Genomic DNA, 25,916 nt, shown 5'->3' on the forward strand with positions numbered 1-25,916 from the left:
CGATTGCACCAACCGAAACGAGCGTCACTCCGTTGTCGCCGGTACCACAAGGGTGTCGCAGGTGAGATCGGTGACGAGTGCCTCGCCGGTGCCGCCGATCAGAAGATCGAGAACGAAGCCGCGACTCTGCGCGCCGATGACGACCAAATCCACATTCCGGGCCTCGGCAAAAGCCGGGATGAGTTCGCTCGGTGGCCCGTATTCCGTCATGACGCCTATGCGCCTGTCGTTCAGCGCGCTTGCGGCGACAAAATGAGCTGTGTCGGCGTCGGCTTGCGTCCGATAGGCCTCGCGAAGGCGGCGCGCGTCGTCCGACAGGCCGGCAAAAGGCACGTCATAGGCGTTGAACAGCGTAAGCGGCGCATCGAACCAGTCGGCCGCGAGCCGCAGGGCCGTACGCGAAGCTTCCGATAGATTGGTGCCGACCACGATGTTGCGATAGGTGCCACGCGGGCGCGCCTTGACGATCAGCACGGGCAGCGATGAACGCCTCATCAGGCGCTGCACCGTATCGCCGACGAATACGCGGCCGAGCGGTTCGTCACGCGCAACGCCGAGAACGATGAGGTCGGCACGGAACGACTGGGCGACTTGAAGGATCGTCTCGGTCGGGTCGCCTTCCTGGACAAGGATCGTGATGTCGAGATCGCTAGCATCGTCTCCGAGTGCCTCGTGCAGCCTCTGCCGCGCGACGCGGAGGGGGTCGAGCGGCTTGTGCCACTCCGGCAGGTGGCGCGCCGCATACCAGCCCCGGATCATCTCCGCGGATTCGATGACATGCAGAACGGCGAGTTCGGCATGCCATGTGCGTGCGAGACCGACGGCGCGATCAAGCGCCCGATCGCAGCGCGCACTGAGGTCGGTCGCGATCAGGATCCGCTTCGGCGTGACGATGCTGTCGTTCATGGCTTCACACTCCCAAGGTTTGTCTCTCCCTGGCGCAGGCTGGAACGGCTCTGGCCGAGCAGGTCGAAGCGTCGCAGCAGCGCCTTTTCGGTTTCGAGGATCACCATCAGCACCACACCCACCGCGATGATCACGACACCATCGAGCAGGGCGATCGGCCGTGTGTCGAAGATCTGGTTCATGATCGGGAGATAGGTGAAGGCCAGCTGCGCAAGGACTACGATCGACACGGCCAACAGGACGGCCGGTGTGCCCAGGACTCCGCGCCAGGTGATCGACGTCATGTGCAGGTAGCGCACGTTGAAGAGGTAGAAAATCTCCAGCACCACGATCGTGTTGACCACGATCGTGCGGGCTGTCGCGAGATCATACCCTCGCCAGAAGGCGTAGCTGAACATGGCGAGCGACGCGCCGAGGAAGAGAACCGAGACGAAGCCGATCCGCCAGAGCATGAAGGGGGTCAGCAGCGCGGCGTCAGACCGGCGGGGAGGGCGGCTCATGACGCCGGGCTCTGATGGCTCAAAGGCGAGGACCAGGCCGAGCGTGATGGTCAGAAGCAGGTTGATCCAGAGAATCTGCACGGGTGACATCGGCATGGTGAAGCCGACGATGATCGCTGCGATCACCGCGAGCACCTCGCCGCCATTGGTCGGCAGCGTCCATGCGATCATCTTGCGAATGTTGTCATAGACGGTCCGGCCTTCCTGCACGGCGGCGACGATCGAGGCGAAATTGTCGTCGAGCAGAACGATCTCGGACGCCTCCTTGGCAGCCTCCGTGCCCTTTCTGCCCATGGCGATACCGACATCGGCCTGGCGCAGCGACGGGGCGTCGTTGACGCCGTCGCCGGTCATGGCAACGACCGCACCGCTGCTCTGCAGCGCGCGCACGATCCTCAGCTTGTGCTCCGGGCTCGTGCGCGCAAAGACGCTCGTTCGCTCGGCCAGCGGGATGAGGTCGGCATCCGAGAGGGTATCCAGCATCGCTCCCGTGACGACCGTGGGATTGTCGGCGAGATTGAGCTGGCGGGCGATTGCGCCGGCGGTCGCGCCGTGATCGCCTGTGATCATTTTCACCGCGATCCCGGCGCTATGGCATTCGGCAATCGCCGCGATGGCCTCCGCACGCGGGGGATCGATGAAGCTCACCAGGCCGACAAGGTTCAATCCTCCGTCGAGATCCGCGAAGGAAAGTTGGTGCGTTGCGGGCACATCGACGCGTTTGGTGGCAAAGCCGAGGAGCCGTTCGCCCTGCGAGGCGGCAGCTGAAATTCGTTCAAGCCAGCGTCCGGCTTCTCCGGTTGCATGCTCCGTCGCGTCGATGCCGCACATGGCGAGGACACGCTCGGGCGCACCCTTGACGATGATGATGGAACGGCCTTCCGGATCGCGGTGAAGCGTTGCCATGAAGCGGTGAGCGGCATCGAACGGGATCTCGTCGAGCCGCGGCCATTCCGAGCGGAGCGCCAGAGAGTCGAGCCCGGCCTTCATGGCGAGCGTGATCAGGGCGCCTTCCATCGGATCGCCTTCGACGCGCCAGTGGCCGTCCGTATCGTGCAGATGGGCGTCGTTGCAAAGCAACCCTGACCGGACGAGCATCAAGGCATCGTCGCCGATAGCATGGCTCGGCGATTCCGCATCGCCTATCCGGCGGATTGCTCCCGCCGGCGCGTAACCGGCGCCGTCTACGGAGAAGTCGGCTTCCGGCGTGATGAGACGCCTTGCCGTCATCTCGTTGCGCGTCAAAGTGCCGGTCTTGTCGGAGCAGATCACCGAGGTCGCGCCCAATGTCTCGACGGCCGGCAGCCTGCGGACGATCGCGTTCCGCCGGGCCATGCGGCGAACACCGATGGCGAGCGTGATGGTGATGACCGCCGGCAGGCCTTCGGGAACGACGCCGACCGCAAGCGCGACCACGACCATCAAGGCCTCGGTCCAACCATAGTCACGCAGAAGCACGGCGAAGGCGAAAAGCAGGACCGATGCGATGATCGCGGTCCAGGTGAAGCGGCGACCGAACTCGTTGATCTGACGCAGGAGCGGTGTTGCCAGCGGTTCTATGCTTGAGAGCATGCGGCCGATCCGGCCGATCTCGGTGTGGGTGCCGGTGGCAACGACGAGGCCCGATCCCTGACCCGTCGAGACCATGGTGCCGGAGAAGGCCATGGAATGTCGGTCGCCGAGCGGCGCATCGGGCCGCACCGGATCCTCATTCTTCTCGGACGCGACGGATTCGCCCGTCAGCGCGGCTTCGTCGATGTGAAGATTGCGGGCCCGATTGAGGCGGAGATCGGCGGGGACACGGTCGCCCGCTTCAAGCAGCACGAGGTCGCCCGGCACGAGATTCTCGGCGGTCACGCTGCTGCGCCGTCCGTCCCGGATGACGTTGGCGCGCGGCGAGATCATGTTGCGGATGGCTGAGAGAGCCTCCTCCGCCTTGCCTTCCTGCACGAAGCCGACGATCGCATTGATGAGGACCACGGCCACGATCACCGCCGCATCGACGTGATGACCGAGCAGAAGAGCCGCCAGGGCGCCGGCGAGCAGGAAATAGATGATGGTGCTGTCAAACTGAGCGAGGAAGCGCAGGAGAGGGTGCTGCTGAACGGCCTGCGGCAGGGCATTGGGACCGTGACGTCTCAGCCGCTCCTCGGCTTCGGAGCTCGTGAGGCCCGCTTCCGTTACATGGAGGCGCCGCGCCACGTCTTGAGGCGGATGGGCATGCCAGTCGTCGGCAACAGGATACGGGTCGACGCGAGGCGTCGGCTGTCGATTGCTCGTCATCAGTCCTCTCGGGCGGTAAAGGATACACCTCGGTTCTGGAGCGCTCGGCTCCTTTGCGCGGCACAATGCGGTCGGCCGTCGAAAGCGCCGGAGCGCAGGTCATCACCAAGCCTGAAGCCGGTGGCGGCCCGCGTTCGGCAATCCCGGTGCGGCCGACCAGCCTGCACCCGTGGCACGCAGCCTGCGTTCAGGCGTTCAGATCGAGGACGACGCGGCCTTCGATCTGGCCCTTGTGCATGCGGCTGAAGATGTCGTTGATGTTCTCGAGCTTGTCCGCCGTGACGGTCGCCTTGACCTTGCCTGCAGCGGCGAAGTCGAGCGCTTCCTGCAGATCGAGGCGCGTTCCGACGATCGATCCGCGAACCGTGACGCCGGAAAGGACCATGTCGAAGATCGGCAGCGGGAAGGAACCAGGAGGCAGGCCGTTCAGCGAGACGGTGCCGCCGCGGCCGACCATGCCGAGCGCCTGTTCGAAGGCCTTGGTCGATACGGCGGTGACCAGCACGCCATTGGCGCCGCCGATCTCCTTCTTGACCACGGCGGCTGGGTCTTCCTTCAGCGCGTTGATCGTGAAATCGGCGCCGAGACGGCGGGCGAGTTCGAGCTTGTCGTCGCCGACATCGACGGCCACGACATTGAGACCCATGGCCTTCGCATATTGGACAGCGACATGGCCGAGGCCGCCAATGCCTGAGATCACCACCCAGTCGCCGGGCTTGGTATCCGTGACCTTGAGGCCCTTATAGACGGTCACGCCGGCGCACAGGATCGGTGCAATGTCGAGGAAGCTGACATTGTCCGGCAGGTGCCCGACGAAATTTGGATCGGCGACGACGTACTGGGCAAAGCCGCCATTCACCGAATAGCCGGTGTTCTGCTGCGATTCGCACAGCGTTTCCCATCCGCCCAGGCAGTGCTTGCAATGGCCGCAGGCGGTGTAGAGCCACGGCACGCCAACGCGGTCGCCTTCCTTGACATGCTTGACGCCAGCACCGACGCCCGAAACGTAGCCCACGCCTTCATGGCCCGGGATGAAGGGGGGATTGGGCTTGACCGGCCAGTCGCCTTCGGCTGCATGCAGATCGGTATGGCAGACACCTGATGCCTCGATCTTGACCTGGATCTGGCCATAGCCTGGCTCGGGCACCGGGACTTCATCGATGGTGAGCTTCTCGCCGAACGCGCGTACGACCGCAGCCTTCATCGTCTTCGCCATTACCGTCTCCATTTCCCGGATTGAGGCTGTCCCGACATAGCCGCGCTGTGCACGTCGACGAGAAAAGCCGCGTTTGCCAAACCAGATGTCTCGCTCCGTGCCTGCTCGCGACCGAAGGAGACTGCCTTGTTTCAAGGTGACCTGCCGGCGCGTCATTCGCCTTGACGTGGATCAAGGGTGGAACTGCTCCAGCGATCTGGCCTGTTTCCGGGGCTTCAGACGTAGAGAGCCGCCATCTTTCGCCAAGCACCGGCGCGATGGGCGCGGCCGTCCCAGACGTGCAGTTGATGGCGGATATTCTTCTCTTCGAGGAGGCGACTGAGATGGCGATTATTGTCGAGGAAGGGATCGGCCTTCCCGATCACCAGGACGATGTCCGTTCGGCGCAGCTCATCGAGCCGCCATGGGCAGTTCAGCTTGGGCAGGAAATGCGTCGGAGTATGGAAATAGACGTCGTCGCCGTAGTAGCCGTCCAGCAGATCATCGAAGCATTCCACCCGCATCGTCAGGTCATAGCGTCCGGAGAAGGCGACGAGCTTCTGGAACAGATGCGGATGTCTGAAGACGAGGCTGGCGGCCTGGAAGGCGCCGAGGCTGCAGCCCATCGCGATCGTGCAGTCATGTGGGTTGGTTTTCGCCATCAGCGGGAGCACCTCGTTGAGGATGTACTCCTCGAACGCGGCGTGGCGGCGGATGCGATCGGCCGGATGGCGACCCTTGTTGTAGAAGGTCTCCCGGGCGAGGCCTTCGATGCAATAGAGCTGCAATTGGCCGGCATCGACCTTTTCGCCGAGGTTCGCGACGATGTCGAGCTTCTCATATTCCCAGAACCCGCCATCGCGGGTCGGGAACATCAGCACCTTGGCGCCGGCATGGCCGAAGATCAGCAGCTCCATGTCCCGATGGAGCCGAGGACTGTGCCAGCTTCGATGATCCCGCCTCATGTCACCCCGAAAAACTGCCTGACCCTTTCTGTGAGGAACGCTTGCTGTTCCTCACTTCCCGGATATTCGAAGTGGCCTGCATCGAGGATGACGGTTTCATGATGAGTTGATGTCGGCAGGGCATTGGCGATCGAAAACTGGCAGGGTGGCGCCACCGCAGGATCAAACTGGGCGACGGCCATGAGCATGGGTATCCGGATGCGCCGCGCCGCCGTTGCTGCATCGAAGAAGCGGAGTGTCTCGATCACGCCCGGATGCGTTTTCAGATAGGCTTGGACTGAATGGCCGCTGCCCAGCGTCGGCAGCGAAAGCCAGAGCGGCACGTTGCCGAAGGTCGGCACGACCAGATTGCCGCGATCGATGCGTGCGTCGTAGGGGATGGCGAGCGCGCCGATGCCGCCGCCGAAGCTCGCGCCGCTATAGCCGATCCGTCCGTCGATCTCGGGATAGAGCTCGGTCAGGACGGAAACGGCCAGCCACAGATCCTCGACGCATCCACCCAGAATGTACCGGTCGAGCTTGTCGATGTCATACAGGACATGCCCGGCGGCTTCGCTGGGGATCGGCGGGCGCTGGCTGCGCGAAAGCCCACGGAAGCAGGGAAACAGCACGGCCGTCTCCGCGACCGGAATGCTGAAATCGGGCGTGTCGCGCCCGCCATAGCCATGACCGACGACAAGGCCACGCTTGATCGTCCCGTTGCGCGGCAACAGGAGCCACCCGCCGATGGCGAAATCGTCGGTCGAGCGATAGCTGATGTCGTAGGTCTCCCAGTCCGGATGGCTGGACTGGCTTGCGGAGAGCTTTGGCTGTGGGTCTAGGCTGCGGCCGGCGACATAGCGCGTGCGCCAGAAATCATCGAATCCGGGCGGTCCTTCGGGTGGTCTGATCGCCAGGAGCTCCTCGACGCCGAAACCATAGGTCGGATCGAAATCGAAGGGGTATTCGGTCGGAATTGACATGGCGCACGTCTCTCGGACGGGGAGGATCGGCAAAGCCGGCACTGCATCCGTCGGGGAATCGCAATCCAGCTGCCGCCCATCCTAGTGCGTTTCCGAGCGAAGCGGGCACCGGCTCGCGTGAAGGAAGCGCGACAAATCAAATAGATAGATCATCTCGTCGTTTCCATGAAACGATGAAATGATCCAGCTGTTTCCACCGACGGCGCTGCGCCAAGCCGGGCGCATTCTTTCGCGGAAAAGGGCAGGATATTGCCGGTTGCCGGCCATTGAGAGTTGGCGGCACACCGAGGCGCCATGCCGAACAGCCTGAGCTGCTGGCGGCCGCGCATCGAGGGCAGCGGACAAGACGATCCTCACCTGGCTGTTCTCCAGGATCTCGGTTCTTGCCGGCGCTGAACGAAAAGGAAGATGGCGCGCCCTAGGGGAATCGAACCCCTCTCTCCACCGTGAAAGGGTGGCGTCCTGACCGATAGACGAAGGGCGCGGCGGGGCGGTTTATAGATGCGATTCCCGGAAGGCACAAGGCCGGTTTGCATCATTGTCACAAGGCTGTGGATGAGCCGCCTGCGACCCGCGCGGCCACGTCGAAATGGCCGCGCGGAAGATCAGGCTACCACTTGCCGGTATTGGGCATGGAAGCCCAGGGTTCCTTCGGCGGCAACGGATCGCCGGCCTGGATCAGCTCGATGGAGATGTTGTCGGGCGAGCGGATGAAGGCCATGTGGCCGTCGCGAGGCGGACGGTTGATCGTCACGCCGGCCTTCTGCAATTTGTCGCAGAGGGCGTAGATGTCGTCGACGCGGTAGGCGAGGTGACCGAAATTGCGACCTTCGCCATATACCTCGGGGTCCCAATTATAGGTGAGCTCGACCTGCGCGCTTTCGTCCCCCGGAGCGGCGAGGAAGATGAGGGTATAGCGGCCTTTTTCGTTGTCGATGCGGCGCAACTCCTTCAGGCCGAACTTGTTGCAGTAGAAGTCCAGTGACTCCTCCACATTCGTGACGCGGACCATGGTGTGCAGATATTTCATGGCGTAGCTGTCCTTTCGGGATTCTATTGAATTTGTTGGCGTGAGACTGCGAGAGCAGGCCGCTGCGGGCCTGGATGGCGGCGACACCATAAGCCGCTGTCGGCCCGAGGCCAATTCAACGGAACGATATTGGTTGGATTTCGCGGAAAGGCTGGATTGTGGCGCGCAAGACACTGGTCAGAGAGAGTTGCGGTGCTATTGTGGCTTCGGGATTCGATCGTGGGCTGCCACTTTGTGGCGGGGGCGAAATTACATCTTGTATGGCCGTTTGAAGGCTGATCTGGGGGCCGTGGATATGGGGTCCAAGAATAACGTCGGCTCGTCGTCGTCTGTCGCCTCCGGCGAAGATGGTGGTGGGTTGGACCTCGTCGAAGTGGTCGGAGCCATCAAATGGTTCGACGCTTCGAAGGGCTATGGCTTCATCATTCCCGATGACGGCTCGCCCGACGTTCTCCTGCATGTGACCTGCCTGCGCCGTGACGGCTTCCAGACGGCATATGAGGGAGCGCGCATTGTTTGCGAGGCGTCGCAGGGGCCGCGTGGCCTCCAGGCGTTCCGCGTGATCAGCATGGACGAGACCACGGCCATTCATCCGGCCCAGGCCGGTCCGCCGCGGACGCACACGGTCATCACGCCGACCAGCGGCCTCGAACGTTGCGTCGTGAAGTGGTTCAACCGCGTCAAGGGCTATGGCTTCGTCACGCGCGGCGAGGGGACGGAGGATATCTTTGTCCATATGGAAACGCTACGCCGCTACGGACTGATGGAGCTCAGGCCCGGCCAGGTCGTGCTCGTCCGTTTCGGACCGGGCGACAAGGGCCTGATGGCGGCGGAAATCCGGCCGGACGGCGCCGCCGGCGGTCCGTCTTCATCACATTGAGCGTGATCGCACAGTCTCGCGGTGGCGCAAGGCAATACTGGCCGCTGCTTGTTGCCGCTATCGTTGCCTTGGGTCTCGGTCTGTTTGCGTTTCAGAGCATGGCGCAAGGGCCGAACGAGCTGGTCGTCACGACCAGCACCGGCAAGCACCGCATCTCCATCGAATGGGCGCGGACGATGGCCGAGCGCGAGCACGGCCTGATGGGCCGCACCAGCATGGCCGATGATCACGGCATGCTGTTCGATTTCGGCGTCGAGCAGCCGGTGATGTTCTGGATGAAGGACACGCCGCTCTCGCTGGACATGGTCTTCATCACGGACGACGGCACGGTCTACCGGATCGAGAAGCGCACGACGCCCTATTCGGAAACCGTGATTCCGGGCGGTGCGCCGGTCCGCTATGTGCTGGAACTGGTGGGTGGCGCGTCGGACAAGATCGGCCTCGTGCCGGGCGATCGTTTCAAGATCCCCCGTGAATAGAGGGTGCACTGCGGCGAAAAGGCTGTTTGCCGCGGCGGATCATCGCCTCGCGGCCTTGATGGCAGTGGTGCGAACGTGTAATTCACGACCATCGATCGTCGGGGCATAGCGCAGTCTGGTAGCGCATCTGGTTTGGGACCAGAGGGTCGCAAGTTCGAATCTTGCTGCCCCGACCACGATCGATATGGGTTTTATCGGAGCCTGGGCGAACAACGATGGTTGCACGTATCTTCAAGCCGGCGCAGAACGCAATGCAGTCTGGCCAGGCGAAAACCGATCGCTGGATGCTGACCTATGAGCCGGAGAGCCCGGTTCTGGTCGAGCCTTTGATGGGCTATTCGTCCTCGGGCGACATGAAGCGCCAGATCAAGCTCTTCTTCGATACGCAGGAAGAGGCTGTGGCCTATGCCGAGAAGAACGGCATCCCCTATCAGCTCTTCGCCGCGCACGAGAATGTCCGCAAGAAGATATCCTATTCGGACAATTTCAAGTTCGGCCGCCTGCAGTCCTGGACGCACTGAGCCGCTGTTTCGTATCGGGACTCGTGGCCCCGTAGCTCAACCGGATAGAGCACCCGCCTTCTAAGCGGGTGGTTGCGTGTTCGAGTCACGCCGGGGTCACCATTCTCCTTCTGGCCATGCGGGCGCGTTTCGCTTTCAGGAGTGCGCGGCATGGTCTCCGGCATCGATCATCTCGTCATCGCGGTCCATGATCTCGACGCGGCGCGGGCCCGGTTCGACCAGCTCGGATTCACCGTTACGCCGCGCGCCCTGCATCCCTTCGGAACGGCCAATGCGCTCGTCCAGATGGGCGGGAGCTATATTGAGCTGCTGGCGCTCAACGACGTCTCGCGCATTCCCGAGCCGACCGAAGCCACCTTCTCCTTCGCCGCGTTCAACCGCGATTTTCTGGCGCGTCGGGAAGGGCTCTCCATGCTGGTCCTCAAGAGCTACGACGCGGAGGCAGACCGGCAGCGAATGGCGGCTTCGGGGCTTCGCACCTACGATATCGCCCATTTCGAGCGGCTTGCGCGCGGTCCGGACGGGGTGGAGCGCAAGGTCGCGTTTTCGTTGGCCTTCACCAGCAGCCCGATGATCGACGATGCCGGCTTTTTCTCCTGTCAGCATCACTTTCCCGAGAATTTCTGGCGGCCCGAATATCAGTGCCACGCGAACGGCGCTGCGCGCGTGGCTGGCGTCCGAATGGTCGCCCAGCATCCCGAAGAGGTTGCGCCATTTCTGTGTGACTTTGCCGGAGCCAATGAGGCCAGGATCGCCGGTGAGTCTCTCTCGATCGCCATCGGCGACGACGAGCTGATCGTTCTGCCGACCGCCGATCAAACGACGCCGCATTTCGCAGCGATCGAGATTGCCGTTGCCGACCTCGACCAGACGGAGCGGCACTTGCTGACCGCCCATATGCCGTTCGAGAGGGTTGGTCAGACGCTGGTCGTGCCCGCCTCCGCTAGCCATGGCGTCGACCTCGTTTTTTCAGATCGAGGCCGCTGACCCGGATGAGCCGCCGGGAGGCGGCGCTTTCAGTTCGCCTCCGCGGTCGCGACGCTGTAAGAAGTGGCCGCAACGACCAGCGAGGCCCAGTTCCATGACGACACTGCCCAACGCCCATGTCCAGGCCGGCAATGCCCTGTTCGGCAATGCCCTGCCGCTGACCCTGATCGCGGGCCCGTGCCAGCTCGAAAGCCGCGATCATGCCTTCGATATGGCGGGCCGGCTGAAGGAGATCACGGGCAAGCTCGGCATGGGTTTCGTCTACAAATCCTCCTTCGACAAGGCGAATCGCACCAGCCTGACGGGCAAGCGCGGCGCTGGCCTCGAGCGCGCCCTGCCGATCTTCGCCGATATCCGCAAGGAATTCGGCGTGCCGGTGCTGACCGATGTGCACGAGCGCGAACAATGCGCGATCGTGGCCGAGGCCGTCGACATCCTCCAGATCCCGGCCTTCCTGAGCCGCCAGACCGATTTGCTGATTGCCGCTGCCGAGACGGGCAGGGTGGTGAACGTCAAGAAGGGCCAGTTCCTGGCGCCTTGGGACATGAAGAACGTGCTCGCCAAGATCACCGAGAGCGGCAATCCGAATGTGCTGCTGACCGAGCGTGGCGCGAGCTTCGGCTATAATACGCTCGTGACCGATTTCCGCGCGCTGCCGATCATGGCGGCGATGGGCGCGCCCGTCGTGTTCGATGCGACCCATTCCGTGCAGCAGCCGGGCGGGCAGGGCAGTTCATCCGGCGGGCAGCGCGAGTTCGTCGCCGTGCTGGCGCGGGCGGCCGTCGCTGTCGGCGTCGCCGGTGTCTTCATCGAGACGCATCAGGATCCCGACAATGCCCCGTCGGACGGGCCGAACATGGTCAAGATCGACGACATGCCGGCGCTGCTCGAAAGACTGCTGGCCTTCGACCGGATCGCCAAGGCAGGCTGAGCGCAACGCGGCCCGTCATCAGGCCGTCGCCTCTCCCGGCTAAGCCGCGACACACGGCCCGGCTGCACAGTTTTCATGTGGCCGGCCTTTCGTCCCGCCCTTCGGCGCGCTAGAAGCGGCAGGATAATCACGCCTCTCCCGCGCGCCACAGAAGGACGTCTTCATGACCGCCATCATCGACATCATCGCCCGCCAGATTCTCGACAGCCGCGGCAATCCGACGGTCGAGGTCGATGTGCTGCTCGAGGACGGATCGCTCGGCCGCGCCGCCGTTCCCTCGGGCGCCTCGACGGGCGCGCATGAGGCGGTCGAGCTGCGCGATGGCGACAAGTCGGTCTATCAGGGCAAGGGCGTCCTGAAAGCCGTCGAGGCGGTCAACACCGAGATCTTCGACGCGATCGGCGGCATGGAAGCCGAAGACCAGAGCCTGATCGATACGACCATGATCGAGCTCGACGGTACGCCGAACAAGGCCCGCCTCGGCGCCAACGCGATTCTCGGCGTGTCGCTGGCTCTCGCCAAGGCCGCGGCCCTCTCGGCTGACCAGCCACTCTACAAATATGTCGGCGGCGTCAACGCCAAGATCCTGCCGGTGCCGATGATGAACATCATCAATGGCGGCGTGCATGCCGACAATCCGATCGATTTCCAGGAATTCATGATCCTCCCGGTCGGCGCGCCGACGCTGGCCGAGGCCGTCCGCTGGGGCTCGGAAGTCTTCCACACGCTGAAGAAGGCCCTGAAGGACGCCGGCCACAACACCAATGTCGGTGATGAAGGCGGCTTCGCGCCGAACCTGCCCTCGGCCGTCGCCGCGCTCGATTTCGTCGCCAAGTCGATCGAGAAGGCCGGCTACAAGCTGGGCGAGGACATCTATCTCGGCCTCGATTGCGCCGCGACCGAGTTCTTCAAGGACGGCAAGTACCATTATGAAGGTGAGGGCGTCGTGCGCTCGATCGACGAGCAGATCGACTATCTGGCCGACCTCGCCTCGAAGTTCCCGATCATCTCGATCGAGGACGGCATGAGCGAGGATGACTGGACCGGCTGGAAGGGCCTGACCGACAAGATCGGCGGCAAGGTCCAACTCGTCGGCGACGATCTCTTCGTCACCAACACGACCCGCCTGTCGCGTGGCATCAAGTCCGGCACGGCTAACTCGATCCTCGTCAAGGTCAACCAGATCGGCTCGCTCACCGAGACGCTGGACGCCGTCGCGATGGCCCACAAGGCCGCCTACACCGCCGTCATGTCGCATCGTTCGGGCGAGACCGAGGATTCGACGATTGCCGATCTCGCGGTCGCGACGAACTGCGGTCAGATCAAGACCGGCTCGCTCGCCCGCTCCGACCGGACCGCAAAGTACAACCAGCTGATCCGCATCGAGGAGCAGCTCGGTATCCAGGGCCAGTATGCCGGCCGCAGCATCCTGAAGGGCTGAGCCCTTTCAAGGCTGGGGCGGGCGCTCGCAAGGCGTTCCCGCCCCATCGCGATTGTGGTCGGCGCGCTGCGCCGGCCAATGTCCTGCCCGGGCGACGAGCGGCCTTGCCCCATCGGCGCCCCTAGACCGGAACCCGTCCATGCCGCTTCGCGCCATTCTCTTCGACAAGGACGGAACATTCCTCGATTTCGCCCGGACGTGGGATACGGCGACGGCCGATGTGATCCGCCTGCTCGCGGCTGGGGATGAAATCATCGCCGCGCGGCTCGCCTCCATCATCCATTTCGACGATGCGACGCAGCGCCTGCTGCCGACCTCGCCTTTCGTGGGCGGCTCGCTCGAGGATATCGGCCCGGATTGGGCTGCAGCGCTCGGCCAAGCGCCGGGTCCGGTCTTCGACGCCCGGCTCATCGATCTCTATTACGAGGCGGCACTCGACGCTGCCGTGCCGATCGGCGATCCCTCGCTGGTCTTTGCGGCGCTGAAAGAGGCCGGTTATCGCCTCGGCGTCATCACCAATGATTCAGAACGCGGGGCGCGCGCCCATTGCGCCAAGCTCGGCTTGACGCATTGGTTCGATGACATCATCGGCTATGATTCAGGCCATGGCCGGAAGCCGGAGGCCGGCCAGATCCTCGCCTTCCTCGATCGCTTCGGCATTCGTCCCGAGGAGGCGGCGCTGGTGGGCGACACGATGCATGATGTCGATGCCGCCCGAGCCGCAGGCGTCACCGCGATCAGCGTCGCGACCGGCTATCTGACGGAAGAACAGCTCACGCCATGGGCGGACTATGTTCTCAGTGATATCATGGCCTTGCCGGCGCTTCTTGAGAAATTGCGCGAGCCATAGGCGTCTGTCTTCTGAATATTGGGCGCGACGACGCCCTCGAAATCCATCTCGAATGCGACCGTGATCGGCGGCGGCGCGTCGCCTGGCAGTCGGCGTTCTGGACTGCGCATGTCCGGGTATGCGGAAGGCCCGATGACGCCATGGATGGCGATATGGGCCTCTGCGCGCTATCTTGACGTTCTGCCGACGGAACGGCCGCAAGCGGCTGCGTTGGCGCGAAGAGACCGTCGAGGACGAAGCCCATGGACACGCCGACCATCACCAAGCTCAAGCTGATCGATCCGACCCTGCTCAAGGATCAGTGCTATGTCGATGGCGCCTGGATCGGGAGCCCGCAGACGGATGTGACCAATCCGGCGACGGGCGCCATCATCGGCCGCGTCCCGCATTTCGGCGCCGACGAGACACAGGCGGCGGTCGACGCCGCCGCTGCCGCCTTCAAGGCCTGGGCCGCCAAGACGGCCAAGGAGCGCTCCAAACTCGTCCGGCAATGGTTCGAGCGGATCATGGCCCATCGCGACGATCTGGCTCTGATCCTTACCGCCGAGCAGGGCAAGCCACTCGCCGAGGCCAAGGGCGAGATCGACTATGCGGCGTCCTATATCGAATTTTATGCCGAGGAGGCGAAGCGGATCGCCGGCGAAACCCTGCCGAGCCACCGCGCCGATGCGCGTATTCTCGTGCTGCGCCAGCCGACGGGGGTCATCGCGGCGATCACGCCATGGAACTTCCCGGCCGCCATGATCACGCGCAAGGCCGGCCCGGCGCTCGCCGCAGGCTGCACCATGGTGCTGAAGCCCGCTGGCGAGACGCCGCTGACGGCGCTCGCGCTGGCCGAGCTGGCCGATCGCGCCGGCATTCCCAAGGGTGTGTTCAACGTCGTGACGGGCGGCGCCAGGGAGATCGGCGGCGTGCTGACCTCGCATCCCGCCATCCGCATGGTGAATTTCACGGGTTCGACCGAGGTCGGCAAGCTGCTGATGCGTCAGGCCTCGACGACCGTGAAGAAGATGGCGCTGGAGCTCGGCGGCAATGCGCCGTTCATCGTCTTCGACGATGCCGATCTCGACGCGGCCGTCGAGGGCGCCATGGTCTCGAAGTTCCGCAACATGGGCCAGACATGCGTCTGCGCCAATCGCCTCTATGCGCAATCGGGCATCTATGACGCCTTTGTCGAGAAGCTGACCGCGGCGGTGGAGAAGCTGAAAGTCGGAAACGGCGTCGAGGCCGGCGTGACGCAGGGTCCGCTGATCAACGACAAGGCGATCACGAAGGTCGAGGAACATCTGAAGGATGCGACGACCAAGGGCGCGAAGATCGTGCTCGGCGGTCATCGCCACGCGCTGGGTGGCACGTTCTTCGAACCGACGGTCCTTTCCGGCGTGACGGCCGACATGCTGGTTGCGCGCGAGGAGACGTTTGGACCGATCGCCCCGGTGTTCAAGTTCGAGACCGAGGAAGAGGTGATCGCGGCCGCGAACGATACCGAGTTCGGCCTCGCCGCCTATTTCTACTCGCGCGATATCGGCCGCATCTTCCGGGTCGGCGAGGGGCTTGAATACGGCATGGTCGGCATCAATTCGGGCCTGATCTCGACCGAACTAGCACCCTTTGGCGGCGTCAAGGAAAGCGGCAATGGCCGTGAAGGCTCGCATCACGGCATCGACGAATTCGTCGAGAAGAAATATCTGCTCGTTGCCGGCCTGGACCGGTAGCCGCCATGTCCCGCGCGGTGCGATGGCAGAGCTGGGATGGGGAAGGGCTGGAACACATGGTGTTCAGCGTCCGGCCGTCCGGCCTGGTCGCCGATGGCGCCATTCTTTCGGGCGGCGAGGCGCACTTTGCGGCCAGCTATCATCTGAGCTGCCATCCCGATGACCGCGTGGCCGAGGCGCGCGTCCATGTCGTGGGTGGGCCATCGATCGTGCTGCAATCGGATGGTGATGGTCTATGGCGCAACAGCGAGGGCAAGCGCGTGCCGTCGCTCGTGGGCGCGATCGATGTCGATTTCTCGGCCAGTCCGCTCACCAACACGCTGCCGATCCGGCGTCTCGGCCTGCAGGCGGGGGAGGCGGCCGAGATCGCCGTCGCCTATATCCGCTTTCCCGATCTCGACGTGACGATCGACCGCCAGCGCTATAGCTGCCTGGAAGTCGGTCGACGCTATCTCTACGAGGCGGTGGACGGGAGCTTCGCAGCCGAAATCGAGACCGACGAATTCGGTATCGTCGAGCAGTATGAAGGCCTGTTCCGACGGGTGCTGTGAGGCTGGTCGCTGCTGCCCGATGACGTAGCCTCTCCGAAATCGGGCCTCACCCGTCATTCGTTTACGTCAGCCGAAGGTCCGCGCCATGTCCCGTGGCGCCAACCCCCTCTTCTCAGCGATAGTCATCGCCGCGGCCGCTCAGCTGTTCTCGGTGCCCGCCAGGAAGGGATCATAGGTGCCGAAGTGCCACTCATAGCCCTCGATGTCGCGGCAGCCATATTCGCGTGAGCCATAGGCCGTATCGGCGAGGGGGCGGGTGACGACCGCGCCGGCGGCGACGGCGCGGTCGTGATGGCCGTCGACGAAGGGCACGGAGGCATAGATGCTCGACAGTCCGCCGCTGACCGTGCGGCCGGTGGCACCGATTTCCGCATCGACCGGACCCAGCATGACCATGCTCTCGCCGAGCTTCAACTCGGCATGAACGATCGCGCCTTCCTGATCGGCATGGACAGCATGCGTGCTGAAGCCGAAGGCCTCGACCAGGAAGTTGATCGCCGCCTTGGGGTCGCGATAGCGCAGGACGGGAAAGAGCCGGGATTGCACTGTCATGGGGCTTACCTCCTCGTCGCCGGTCGAGCGAGGTCGATCTGGTTCAGGCGCCGACGGTCGCGGTCGTGGCCAAAGCCTGCGTGATCGTCCTCTCGAACACATCTTCGGGCTGACAGCCCGAGAGTGCAAGCCTGCGATCGAAAACGAAGAATGGCACGCCGCCGATCCCGCTTCCCGCAGTGCCGGACGCCGCGCGCCGGGTCAGTTCGAGTTCGGCCGGATCGGTGACGAAACGTCGGGCGGCCTCGCCGTCCAGGCCCTGGTCGATCGCGACATCGACGAGCACATCCGGGTCCGCGACATTGCGCGAGGCCAAGAAATGGGCCTTGAAGAGAGCCATGGCGACCGCTTCCTGCCGGCCGGTCTCGCCCGCCATGCGCACGAGCGTGTGCGCCGCTGTCGTCGGCCGCTGGCGCGGCTGCTTCGACAGATCGAGCGGAATACCGCTCTTGCGGGCTTCGGCCTCGACGCGCGCAAACATGGTGGAAGGGTCGCCGCCATACTTCCGACGGAGCATCTCGGCCACGTCCACGCCCTCGGGCGGCAGGTTTGGATCGAGGAAGAAGGGGTGATGGGTAATCGCGGCTTCGACGCCCAGTGCCGCCAGGACCTTCTCGAGGCGCGTCACGCCGATGAAGCACCAGGGACAGACGATGTCGGTCACGACGTCGATGACGAGCTTGGCCATCGGGCCTCCGCTGAACTGGCGGCGCGCGCCGCTCGGGATTCGGTTTTTTCGCCTTGAAGCGCTGGTGACCGTGATCACTGGCAAGAAGGCAACCGAGTGTTACCACTAAGTTAACGAGAAAGAACAGCCAAGTTAACCAGGGGTCCATATCATGCGCACCACTTTTGCTCTGCTCTTCGCCCTCATGTTCGGCAGCCTCGTCGGCACGACGCTGGCAGCCGGCGCGATGATCCTGATCTGATCCGAAGACCACGCTCACCTCTCGGGCCTGCTTGCCTTCGAGTATTGCCGCCGGCATTCCGGCGCAGCCACTGTCCAGCGGCCTGTCATCTGCCAGCGGGATACCGGCCAGGAATTCTCCCCACTTCGCGCGGCCCATCCTGCCGCCGCGCCTTCATCGCACTGTGGTCACGATCTTCTTCGGGATCGTCACTTCAATTCGCGTGTGATTGGCACTAAATCGCGATAGGCATCACCCCTGCCTCGGACGGTCGCAGCGTGTGCGCCGCCATCCTAGCGATTGAAAAGGACTTCACCCAGCCATGGCGAAGCTGATCTCGGTCGTGGTGCCGATGTTCAATGAGGAAGCGGTACTCGACGGCTTTTTCGCCCGGATCGTGCCCGTTCTGGACGGTATCACCGAGCGGTTCGGCCTGAACTGGGAGATCGTGGCGGTCGATGACGGTTCCCGCGATACGACCGCTGACCGGCTCAAGGAGATTGCCGCAGCGAATCCGGCCGTCACCGTCGTCCTGCTCGCCCGCAATTTCGGCAAGGAAGCCGCCATGACGGCGGGGCTCGAACATGCGCGCGGCGACGCCGTGATTCCGATCGACGTCGATCTGCAGGATCCGCCCGAAGTCATGGACGAATTCGTGCAGCGCTGGTTCAACGGCGCCGAGATGGTTGTCGGCATCCGCCTCGACCGCAGCGCCGACACACCGGTGAAGCGCACGACGAGCCGCCTGTTCTACCAGCTCTTCAACCTGCTCTGCCGACCCGGCATACCGGAAAATGCCGGCGACTTCCGGCTCATGGATCGTGTCGTGGTCGACGCGGTCCTGAGGCTCAGGGAAACCAACCGTTTCATGAAGGGGTTGTTCGCCTGGGTCGGCTTCAAGACCGAATATGTCGAGTTCGTGCGCGAGAAGAGAAGCGCCGGCTCCTCGACATGGAGCTACATGCGCCTGCTGCGCTTTGCGATCGACGGCATTACGGGCTTTTCGACGGTGCCGCTGCGCATGTGGAGTTGGCTCGGCTTCACGATAGCGATCCTCTCCTTCGTCTACGGCGTCTATTTTGTCGTTAAGGCGTTGATCATCGGCGACCCAGTCGCGGGTTTTCCGACGCTGGTGGCGGTCATCCTGTTCCTCTCGGGCATGCAGATGATCGGGCTCGGCGTGATGGGGGAATATGTCGGGCGCCTCTATATGGAGGCGAAGCAGCGCCCCGTATACATAGCGCGCGAAGTCATCCGCTCGCGTGCCGAGACAAGCGCATCGAGCGACCCCGACAGGACCTAGAACTGCGCCGGAAGAGCGCGACCGGGAGGAAAGCATGCCGCATGAAATGCCGCGCATCATCCATACGCCGCGCGAAGACGATCTCGGCCTGCGGACGATCAGCAATGCTGCCGGGCTGACCGTTTCGCTGTTGCCGAACGGCGCGATCCTCTCGATCGAACATCGTTCGGCATCCGGCCGCATGATGATCAACCAGATCGCCGGTTCGCCGATCGATGGTGGTATCGGACGGATCATGCTTCGCGTCGCGGGGGCTCCTCCGTTAGCCGTGCCTATTGCCGGCGCCGCAGCGAAGGCTCGCATCGGTGTCGGCGCGCGGTCCATCGCATGGGACGGCGAGACGGACGGAATTGGCCATCGCGTGACGCTCGCGCTGCATCCGAGCGAGCCCGCCTGGTTCTGGACCGTCGCGCTGGTGAACACGCGCGCTGCGGCTGCGGCCTGCGATATCGTCTTCGTCCAGGATGTCGGATTGGGCCCGCGCGGCTTCCTGATGGGGAGCGAGGCCTATGCCTCGCAATATCTCGACCATCACATTGCGTCGCATCCGGATTTTGGCCCCGTCGTGATGACACGGCAGAACCTGCGCCAGGGGGACTGCAATCCCTGGCTGGCACAGGGCTGCGTCGATGGTGCGGTCGCCTACGCGACCGATGCGATCCAGTATTTCGGGCCTTCCTATCGCGATGAGGCGGAGAGCGCTGCCGCCGCGTTTGGTACGGCCCTGCCTGGCGAGCGGCTTCAGCACGAGGTCGCCTGTCCGATGCTGCAGTCGCGGGTGGTCGAGCTCGCGCCCGGGGCGTCGACCAACTGTCGGTTCTTTGGCCTCTATGTCGCCAATCATCCGGAAGCATCGAGCGAGGCCGATCTCCAGAGGCTCGCTTCGATCGCCGATTGGGCAGTTGCGCCGATCGAGGACGATCTGGCGTTCCAGCCGCCGGCCCGCAGCCTGTTGCAGGATGCGCCGCCACTGAGCGTGCGGTCACTGGATGAGGCGACGATCGATCGCCTCTATCCCGATCGTCGGCGCGAGGAGCGGATCGACCGCGTGCTCTGGTCGTTCTTCGTGCCGGACGGCGCGCAGAATCGTCATGTTGTCCTCCGCGACAAGGAGCATGTCGTTGCAAGGCGTCATGGCGCTCTGGTGCGAAGCGGGCAGGGGATGACCCTCGACGAGAACACACTCTGCGCGACGTGCTGGATGCATGGCGTGTTCGCCGCGCAGCTCACCATCGGCAATACCTCGTTCCACAAGCTCTTCTCGGTCTCGCGCGATCCCTACAACATCACGCGGGCGAGCGGATTGCGGATACTGGTCGATGCGGGCGACGGATGGCGCCTGCTCACCGTGCCGTCGATCTTCGAGATCGGCCTCAGCGATTGCCGCTGGATCTATGCCGATGATGAACGGACGATCACGATCCGCGCGATCGCGGCGGGCGATGCAGCCGCCATGAACTGGACGGTGGACGTCGAGGGGGAGCCCTGCCGCTTCCTCGTGATCGGTCATGTCGTGCTCGGCGAGCGCGAACTGGAACAGGTCGGTTCGATCGAGATCGACGAGGCGACCAAGCGCTTCTCGTTTCGCCCTGGCCCGGACTGGCTCTGGGGCCAGCGTTACCCCAATGCCGCCTATCATCTGGTGACGGACACGCCCGACGCCATCGAGGCGATCGGGGACGACGCTCTGCTGTTCGAGGACGGTCTCTCACGCAGAACCGGCCACATCGTGATCCGCTCCGGCTGGACCACCCGGCTATCCTTCTCGGTCGTCGGATCGATGATGGATGTGGAGCAGGGACAGCGCCTCGCCGCCCACTTTGCCCAGCGTGTCGATCCGGCCACCTTGTTGGATCCGGCGCGCCGTTACTGGAGCCATGTCACGCGCGATCTGCGCCTCACGGGTCCTGGACCCGATGTCGAGGCGCACAGCCTGATCCTGCCCTGGCTCGCCCATGATGCGATGATCCACCTGACCGTTCCTCACGGGCTCGAGCAATATACCGGCGCCGCCTGGGGCACGCGCGATGTCTGCCAGGGGCCGATCGAGTTCCTGCTGGCGCTTCGCCACGACGCGACGGCGCGCGCGATCATCACCACCATCTTCGCCGAGCAATACGAGACCCGGGGCGACTGGCCCCAATGGTTCATGCTGGACCCTTACGCCAATATCCGCGCGGGGGAGAGCCATGGCGATGTCGTCATCTGGCCGCTCAAGGCGCTGTGCGATTACGTCGAAGCAACCGGCGATCTCTCCATTCTCGACGCGGCGGTGCCCTACCGCCAGGATGCGTCGCTCGCGCCGACCGACCAGGCCTTCGCGATCCACGAACATCTCGATCGCCTGATCGCGACGGTTCGGAGCCGCTTCATCGCGGGAACCCATCTGATCCGCTATGGCGAGGGCGACTGGAACGATTCACTGCAACCGCACGATCCGGCGCTGCGCGACTGGATGGTCAGCAGCTGGACCGTCGCGCTCCTCTATGAGCAACTCGTGCGCTATGGCGCGATCCAGCGGATTGCGGGGCGCCCTGGATCGGCGGACGAACTCGACGGGCTGGCAGCGGCGATGCGGGCGGATTTCAACCGCCATTTGATCCGCGATGGGGTCGTTGCCGGCTACGCGATCTTTGATCCCGAAAGCGATGATGTCGAGCTGCTGCTCCATCCGAGCGACACCCGCACGGGTCTTCGATATTCGCTGATCCCGATGACGCAGGCGATCATTGGCGGCTTGTTCACGGCGGAGCAGGCCACGCATCATCTCGGCCTGATCCGGGACCATCTACTGTTCCCGGACGGTGCGCGGCTGATCGACCGGCCGGTCACCTATCGCGGCGGCCCGGAGCAGATCTTCCGCCGCGCCGAATCCTCGTCCTTCTTCGGTCGCGAGATCGGGCTGATGTATGTCCATGCGCATTTGCGCTACGCCGAGGCATTAGCGCTTCATGGCGATGCCGATGCGCTCTGGCAGGCGCTGGCGATCGTCAATCCGATCGCGGTGACCGACCATCTGCCGAACGCGTCGCCACGCCAGCGCAACAGCTATTTCAGCAGCAGCGATGCAGCCTTCGCCGATCGCTATCAGGCGAGCGCGGACTGGGACCGGGTCAAGGCCGGCACGATCGCCGTCGACGGTGGCTGGCGGATCTATTCGAGCGGGCCGGGCCTCTTCACCCGCGCTCTCATTGAGAAGCTTCTCGGCATCCGTCGTCATTTCGGCGCGCCTGCCGATGCGCCGCTGCTGCCGCGCTCCGCCGCCGGCACGACCGTCCTGATGGTCATGGACGGCGAGGCCATCGTGCGGCGCCACTGAACGGTCTGCATTGATAACGGGGGCTATCGAAAAGACGGGATCGATTGCCCATCTATGATCCGAGCAGGTGGAACGATGCGGATTTGACCGGTCGCCCAACCTGGCTTTGGAGAATATCTATGTCGAATACCGATCCTCGTTCCTGGATGTGGTCGGATGCGCTCGCCATGCTGGCGCGTGCGGAAAAACTGCATCGCGAGATGTTTCGTCCCGTGCCGCAGCGCAGCCGCGCGATCGCCTGGGAGCCGCCCGTCGATGTCCTGGAGACCGAACACGAGATTCTCGTGCTCGCAGCCCTTCCTGGTGTCGATCCCGATCATATCAAGGTCGCGATCAGCGGCAGTGCCCTGGTGATTGCCGGGGAGCGCATTCTGCCGCCACAACTCCGAACGGCCGTCATCCATAGGCTCGAACTGCCGCAGGGGCATTTCGAACGCCAGATTCCGCTTCCGGCGGGCCGCTTCGAGGTCATGCGGCCGACCGTCGTCAATGGCTGCCTCGCCATCGTCTTGCGCAAGCGCGCTTGATCGGGAGCCCACCATGTTGAAGAACCAGAACAATTTCCGCGCGGCCGATTTCGGCGGTGCACCCGGCGCGGCGGCCACGGTTGATTTGCCCGAGGATGCGCTGATCATCCTGCCGGTCCGTAATTTCGTGCTCTTTCCCGGTGTCGTGATGCCGGTCGCGATCAACCGTCCGGTCTCGATCGCCGCCGCGCAGCAGGCTGTCCGCCAAGGGCGTCCGGTCGGATTGCTGATGCAGCGCGATCCCGAGGATAACGAGCCGAACAGCGGCAACCTGCATCGGATGGGCGTCGTCGCTAACATCCTGCGCTATGTCACGGCGCCGGATGGCACGCATCACCTGATCTGCCAGGGCGAGCAGCGCTTCCAGGTCGATTCGTTCCTGCGCGAGCAGCCCTTCCTGGCGGCGCGCGTGCGGCGGATCGACGAGCCCGATATCCGCAGCTCCGATATAGAGGCGCGCTTCCTGCATCTGCGCGGCGAGGCGACCGAAGCCTTGCAGCTGCTGCCGCAGGTTCCGCAAGAGCTCCTCTCGGCCGTGACCAACGCGCCGTCTCCGGCAGCGCTGACGGATATGGTCGCCTCCTATCTCGATATCGGGCCCAACGAGAAGCAGGAGCTGCTCGAGACGCTCGATCTCGCAACGCGGATGGACAAGGTCGCGCGCCTTCTGGCGCAGCGGATCGAGGTTCTGCGCCTGTCGCAGGAAATCGGTCGCCAGACCAAGGCCTCGATCGACGATCGCCAGCGGCAGATGCTGCTGCGCGAGCAGATGGCGGCCATCCAGCGCGAGCTGGGCGAGGGCGACGAGGGCAGGGGCGCGGAGATCGCCGAACTGACGGCCGCGATCGACAAGGCGCAGATGCCGCCGGAAGTCGACCAGGCCGCGCGCAAGGAATTGCGGCGGCTTGAACGCATGTCCGATGCGTCGGCCGAATACGGCATGATCCGCACCTATCTCGACTGGCTGATCGAGCTGCCCTGGGCTCTGCCCGAGGAAGCGCCGATCGATATCGCCGAAGCGCGGCGCATCCTCGATGCCGATCATTTCGGCCTCGACAAGATCAAGCAGCGCATCGTCGAATATCTGGCCGTTCGCAAGCTGGCGCCGCAGGGCAAGGCACCGATCCTCTGCTTCGTCGGACCGCCCGGCGTCGGCAAGACGTCGCTCGGCCAGTCGATCGCGCGGGCCATGGGCCGCTCCTTCGTGCGCGTCAGCCTCGGCGGCGTGCATGACGAGGCGGAGATCCGTGGCCACCGGCGCACCTATGTCGGCGCTCTGCCCGGCAACATCATCCAGGCGATCCGCAAGGCGGGTTCGCGCAACTGCGTGATGATGCTGGACGAGATCGACAAGATGGGTGCCGGTATCCAGGGCGATCCGGCGTCTGCCATGCTGGAAGTGCTCGATCCCGAGCAGAACGGCACGTTCCGCGACAACTATCTCGCGGTGCCGTTCGACCTGTCGCGTGTCGTCTTCATCGCGACCGCCAACATGCTCGACACCATACCGGGGCCGTTGCGCGACCGCATGGAGATCATCAGCCTCGCCGGCTACACCGACGCCGAGAAGCAGCAGATCGCCAAGCGCTATCTCGTTCGGCGGCAGCTCGAGGCGAATGGCCTCACCGCCGATCAGGTCGAGATCGACGATGCGGCGCTCGCCGAGATCATCCGCGGCTATACGCGGGAAGCCGGTGTTCGTGGCCTCGAGCGTGAAATCGGGCGGGCGCTCCGCCATGTCGCGGTCGGGATTGCCGAGGGCGGCGTGGCGAAGGCTCATATCGGGCGCGACGATCTCGCCGAACTGCTCGGACAGCAGCGCTTCGAGGATGAGGTCGCGATGCGCGTCAGCCAGCCCGGCGTGGCGACAGGCCTCGCCTGGACACCGGTCGGCGGCGACATCCTCTTCATCGAGGTGAGCCGCATGCCGGGTCGGGGCAGCCTGATCCTGACCGGCCAGCTCGGTGAGGTCATGCGCGAGAGCGTGCAGGCGGCGTTGAGCCTGGTGAAGAGCCGGGCAGGGGAACTGGGTATCGATCCATCGCTCTTCGAGAAGAACGATATCCACGTCCACGTTCCTGCCGGCGCGACGCCCAAGGATGGTCCGAGTGCGGGCGTGGCGATGTTCACGGCGCTCGTCTCGGCGCTGACCGGGCGAACCGTCCGCAGCGATACCGCCATGACCGGCGAGATCAGCCTGCGTGGCCTCGTCCTGCCGGTCGGCGGCATCAAGGAGAAGGTGACGGCGGCGGCCCGCGCCGGGCTGAAGCGCGTCATGCTGCCGGCTCGCAATCGGCGCGACTATGACGACATCCCGCAGGATGCCCGCGATCGGCTGGAGTTCATCTGGCTGGAGCGCGTCGATGATGCGATCGCCGCCGCGCTCGAACCGCGCGTGACGGCGGAATTGCCGGAGGCCGTGTCGGCCTGAGTGGACGAAGTTCGAAGGGGCGCTCCGCGGGGCGCCCCTTCGTCGTTTCAGGCGTTGATATCGATCAAGCGCCTTGGGTGGACCCTATGCGAAGGTCTTCCCAGATCCCGAGCGTGGTTCGTCGAGCCCGACGGCGCAATGGAGGAGACGAGAATGGCCGAAGAAATGATCAAGGTTCCGCGGAAGAGCTGGGTCGTGGTGTGCGATGGCGCCAAGGCGCTGCTGTTCGAGAATGACGGCGATGCAGAGCTCATCAATCTGAAGCTCGTCGAGAATCTCGATCAGCCGGATCCGGCCAATCGCGATATCGGCACGGACCGGCCCGGCCGCGTGTACCAGTCCCATGGCTCCGCGCGCAGCTCGGTCGAGGAGCCCGATTGGCACGCCGAGGCGGAGGCGAAGTTCCTCGCGCTCGTCGCCGATCATCTCGACAAGGCTGTCACCGCGCATCAGGTCAAGCAGGTCATCCTGGTGGCGCCACCACGGGCGCTCGGCATATTGCGGCAGCGCCTCTCCGATGGGGTCCGTGCCGTCGTAAAGCACGAGATCGCCAAGGATCTGGCCGGGCTCTCGACGGGCGAGATCGAACGCCATCTCGCCAGCGCCTGAGTTCGGACCAGCCGGTTCCTTCACATCCGGATCGAGCGATGCGCGCCTTCCGGGCGCATCGGTCTCGGATG

22 protein-coding genes and 3 tRNA genes are annotated in these 25,916 nt (G+C 64.2%); 16 read left to right on the forward strand and 9 right to left on the reverse strand.

Annotated features, from left to right (window positions below; genetic code table 11):
- Nucleotides 1–24: 24 nt before the first annotated feature.
- The 7 genes from QO014_RS03945 to QO014_RS03975 form a co-directional block, all read right to left on the reverse strand.
- Nucleotides 25–906 (reverse strand): universal stress protein, encoded by an 882-nt coding sequence (locus tag QO014_RS03945; RefSeq protein WP_266347327.1) that lies wholly within the window; start codon nt 904–906, stop codon nt 25–27.
- The gene (locus tag QO014_RS03950) at nt 903–3,689 is read right to left on the reverse strand and encodes a cation-transporting P-type ATPase (protein WP_266347328.1); all 2,787 of its coding nucleotides are present in this window, start codon (nt 3,687–3,689) and stop codon (nt 903–905) included. Before QO014_RS03950 ends, QO014_RS03945 begins: the two co-directional genes overlap by 4 nt.
- Before the next feature lie 187 nt (nt 3,690–3,876).
- The gene (gene adhP / locus QO014_RS03955; RefSeq protein WP_266347329.1) at nt 3,877–4,905 is read right to left on the reverse strand and encodes an alcohol dehydrogenase AdhP; all 1,029 of its coding nucleotides are present in this window, start codon (nt 4,903–4,905) and stop codon (nt 3,877–3,879) included.
- Nucleotides 4,906–5,120: 215 nt separating this feature from the next.
- A complete protein-coding gene (locus tag QO014_RS03960; protein ID WP_266347330.1) occupies nt 5,121–5,849 on the reverse strand; it encodes an esterase family protein in 729 nt (242 codons plus the stop codon).
- A complete protein-coding gene (locus QO014_RS03965; protein ID WP_266347331.1) occupies nt 5,846–6,811 on the reverse strand; it encodes an acetylxylan esterase in 966 nt (321 codons plus the stop codon). Before QO014_RS03965 ends, QO014_RS03960 begins: the two co-directional genes overlap by 4 nt.
- Nucleotides 6,812–7,220: 409 nt before the next feature.
- Nucleotides 7,221–7,295 (reverse strand) — tRNA-Glu (locus QO014_RS03970).
- Nucleotides 7,296–7,421: 126 nt separating this feature from the next.
- A complete protein-coding gene (locus QO014_RS03975) occupies nt 7,422–7,841 on the reverse strand; it encodes a VOC family protein (RefSeq protein ID WP_266347332.1) in 420 nt (139 codons plus the stop codon).
- Between the two features lie 295 nt (nt 7,842–8,136).
- On the opposite strand from QO014_RS03975, the gene QO014_RS03980 reads away from it, so the two are divergent.
- The 11 genes from QO014_RS03980 (at nt 8,137) to QO014_RS04030 (ending at nt 16,196) form a co-directional block, all read left to right on the forward strand.
- Nucleotides 8,137–8,721 (forward strand): cold-shock protein, encoded by a 585-nt coding sequence (locus QO014_RS03980; protein ID WP_266347333.1) that lies wholly within the window; start codon nt 8,137–8,139, stop codon nt 8,719–8,721.
- A 98-nt stretch (nt 8,722–8,819) separates the two neighbouring features.
- A complete protein-coding gene (locus QO014_RS03985) occupies nt 8,820–9,200 on the forward strand; it encodes a DUF192 domain-containing protein (RefSeq protein ID WP_266347334.1) in 381 nt (126 codons plus the stop codon).
- Between the two features lie 99 nt (nt 9,201–9,299).
- Nucleotides 9,300–9,376, forward strand: a tRNA-Pro gene (locus QO014_RS03990).
- Between the two features lie 39 nt (nt 9,377–9,415).
- Nucleotides 9,416–9,721: an ETC complex I subunit gene (locus tag QO014_RS03995; protein ID WP_266347335.1), complete on the forward strand. Its 306-nt coding sequence runs from the start codon at nt 9,416–9,418 to the stop codon at nt 9,719–9,721.
- 25 nt (nt 9,722–9,746) lie between these two features.
- Nucleotides 9,747–9,823: transfer RNA gene (locus QO014_RS04000), tRNA-Arg, on the forward strand.
- A gap of 48 nt (nt 9,824–9,871) precedes the next feature.
- A complete protein-coding gene (locus tag QO014_RS04005; RefSeq protein WP_266347336.1) occupies nt 9,872–10,708 on the forward strand; it encodes a VOC family protein in 837 nt (278 codons plus the stop codon).
- 94 nt (nt 10,709–10,802) lie between these two features.
- On the forward strand, nt 10,803–11,639 hold the full coding sequence (gene kdsA, locus QO014_RS04010; RefSeq protein WP_266347337.1) for a 3-deoxy-8-phosphooctulonate synthase: 837 nt from the start codon (nt 10,803–10,805) through the stop codon (nt 11,637–11,639).
- A 163-nt stretch (nt 11,640–11,802) separates the two neighbouring features.
- A complete protein-coding gene (gene eno / locus QO014_RS04015) occupies nt 11,803–13,080 on the forward strand; it encodes a phosphopyruvate hydratase (protein ID WP_266347338.1) in 1,278 nt (425 codons plus the stop codon).
- 139 nt (nt 13,081–13,219) lie between these two features.
- Entirely contained in the window at nt 13,220–13,930 is a 711-nt protein-coding gene (locus QO014_RS04020) for an HAD family hydrolase (RefSeq protein WP_266347339.1), read from the forward strand.
- A gap of 242 nt (nt 13,931–14,172) precedes the next feature.
- Nucleotides 14,173–15,645 (forward strand): NAD-dependent succinate-semialdehyde dehydrogenase, encoded by a 1,473-nt coding sequence (locus QO014_RS04025; RefSeq protein ID WP_266347340.1) that lies wholly within the window; start codon nt 14,173–14,175, stop codon nt 15,643–15,645.
- 5 nt (nt 15,646–15,650) lie between these two features.
- Nucleotides 15,651–16,196: a putative glycolipid-binding domain-containing protein gene (locus QO014_RS04030; protein ID WP_266347341.1), complete on the forward strand. Its 546-nt coding sequence runs from the start codon at nt 15,651–15,653 to the stop codon at nt 16,194–16,196.
- A gap of 138 nt (nt 16,197–16,334) precedes the next feature.
- Here QO014_RS04030 and QO014_RS04035 read toward each other — a convergent pair whose 3' ends face one another.
- Nucleotides 16,335–16,748 (reverse strand): VOC family protein, encoded by a 414-nt coding sequence (locus QO014_RS04035; RefSeq protein WP_266347342.1) that lies wholly within the window; start codon nt 16,746–16,748, stop codon nt 16,335–16,337.
- A 43-nt stretch (nt 16,749–16,791) separates the two neighbouring features.
- Nucleotides 16,792–17,436, reverse strand: a complete 645-nt coding sequence (locus tag QO014_RS04040; RefSeq protein WP_266347343.1) for a DsbA family oxidoreductase — start codon at nt 17,434–17,436, stop codon at nt 16,792–16,794.
- Between the two features lie 542 nt (nt 17,437–17,978).
- On the opposite strand from QO014_RS04040, the gene QO014_RS04045 reads away from it, so the two are divergent.
- The 5 genes from QO014_RS04045 (at nt 17,979) to QO014_RS04065 (ending at nt 25,845) form a co-directional block, all read left to right on the forward strand.
- Complete coding sequence (locus QO014_RS04045; RefSeq protein WP_266347344.1) at nt 17,979–18,959, forward strand: glycosyltransferase family 2 protein; 981 nt, start codon at nt 17,979–17,981, stop codon at nt 18,957–18,959.
- Nucleotides 18,960–18,993: 34 nt separating this feature from the next.
- Nucleotides 18,994–22,278: a GH36-type glycosyl hydrolase domain-containing protein gene (locus QO014_RS04050; protein ID WP_266347345.1), complete on the forward strand. Its 3,285-nt coding sequence runs from the start codon at nt 18,994–18,996 to the stop codon at nt 22,276–22,278.
- 119 nt (nt 22,279–22,397) lie between these two features.
- Complete coding sequence (locus QO014_RS04055) at nt 22,398–22,805, forward strand: Hsp20/alpha crystallin family protein (protein ID WP_266347346.1); 408 nt, start codon at nt 22,398–22,400, stop codon at nt 22,803–22,805.
- A 13-nt stretch (nt 22,806–22,818) separates the two neighbouring features.
- Nucleotides 22,819–25,236 (forward strand): endopeptidase La, encoded by a 2,418-nt coding sequence (gene lon / locus QO014_RS04060; protein ID WP_266347347.1) that lies wholly within the window; start codon nt 22,819–22,821, stop codon nt 25,234–25,236.
- A gap of 153 nt (nt 25,237–25,389) precedes the next feature.
- Nucleotides 25,390–25,845, forward strand: coding sequence for a host attachment protein (locus tag QO014_RS04065; protein ID WP_266347348.1), 456 nt, complete (start codon nt 25,390–25,392; stop codon nt 25,843–25,845).
- Nucleotides 25,846–25,916 lie beyond the last annotated feature (71 nt).

Origin of the sequence: Kaistia dalseonensis (assembly GCF_030814715.1) — a bacterium.
Classification (GTDB): Bacteria; Pseudomonadota; Alphaproteobacteria; order Rhizobiales; family Kaistiaceae; genus Kaistia; species Kaistia dalseonensis.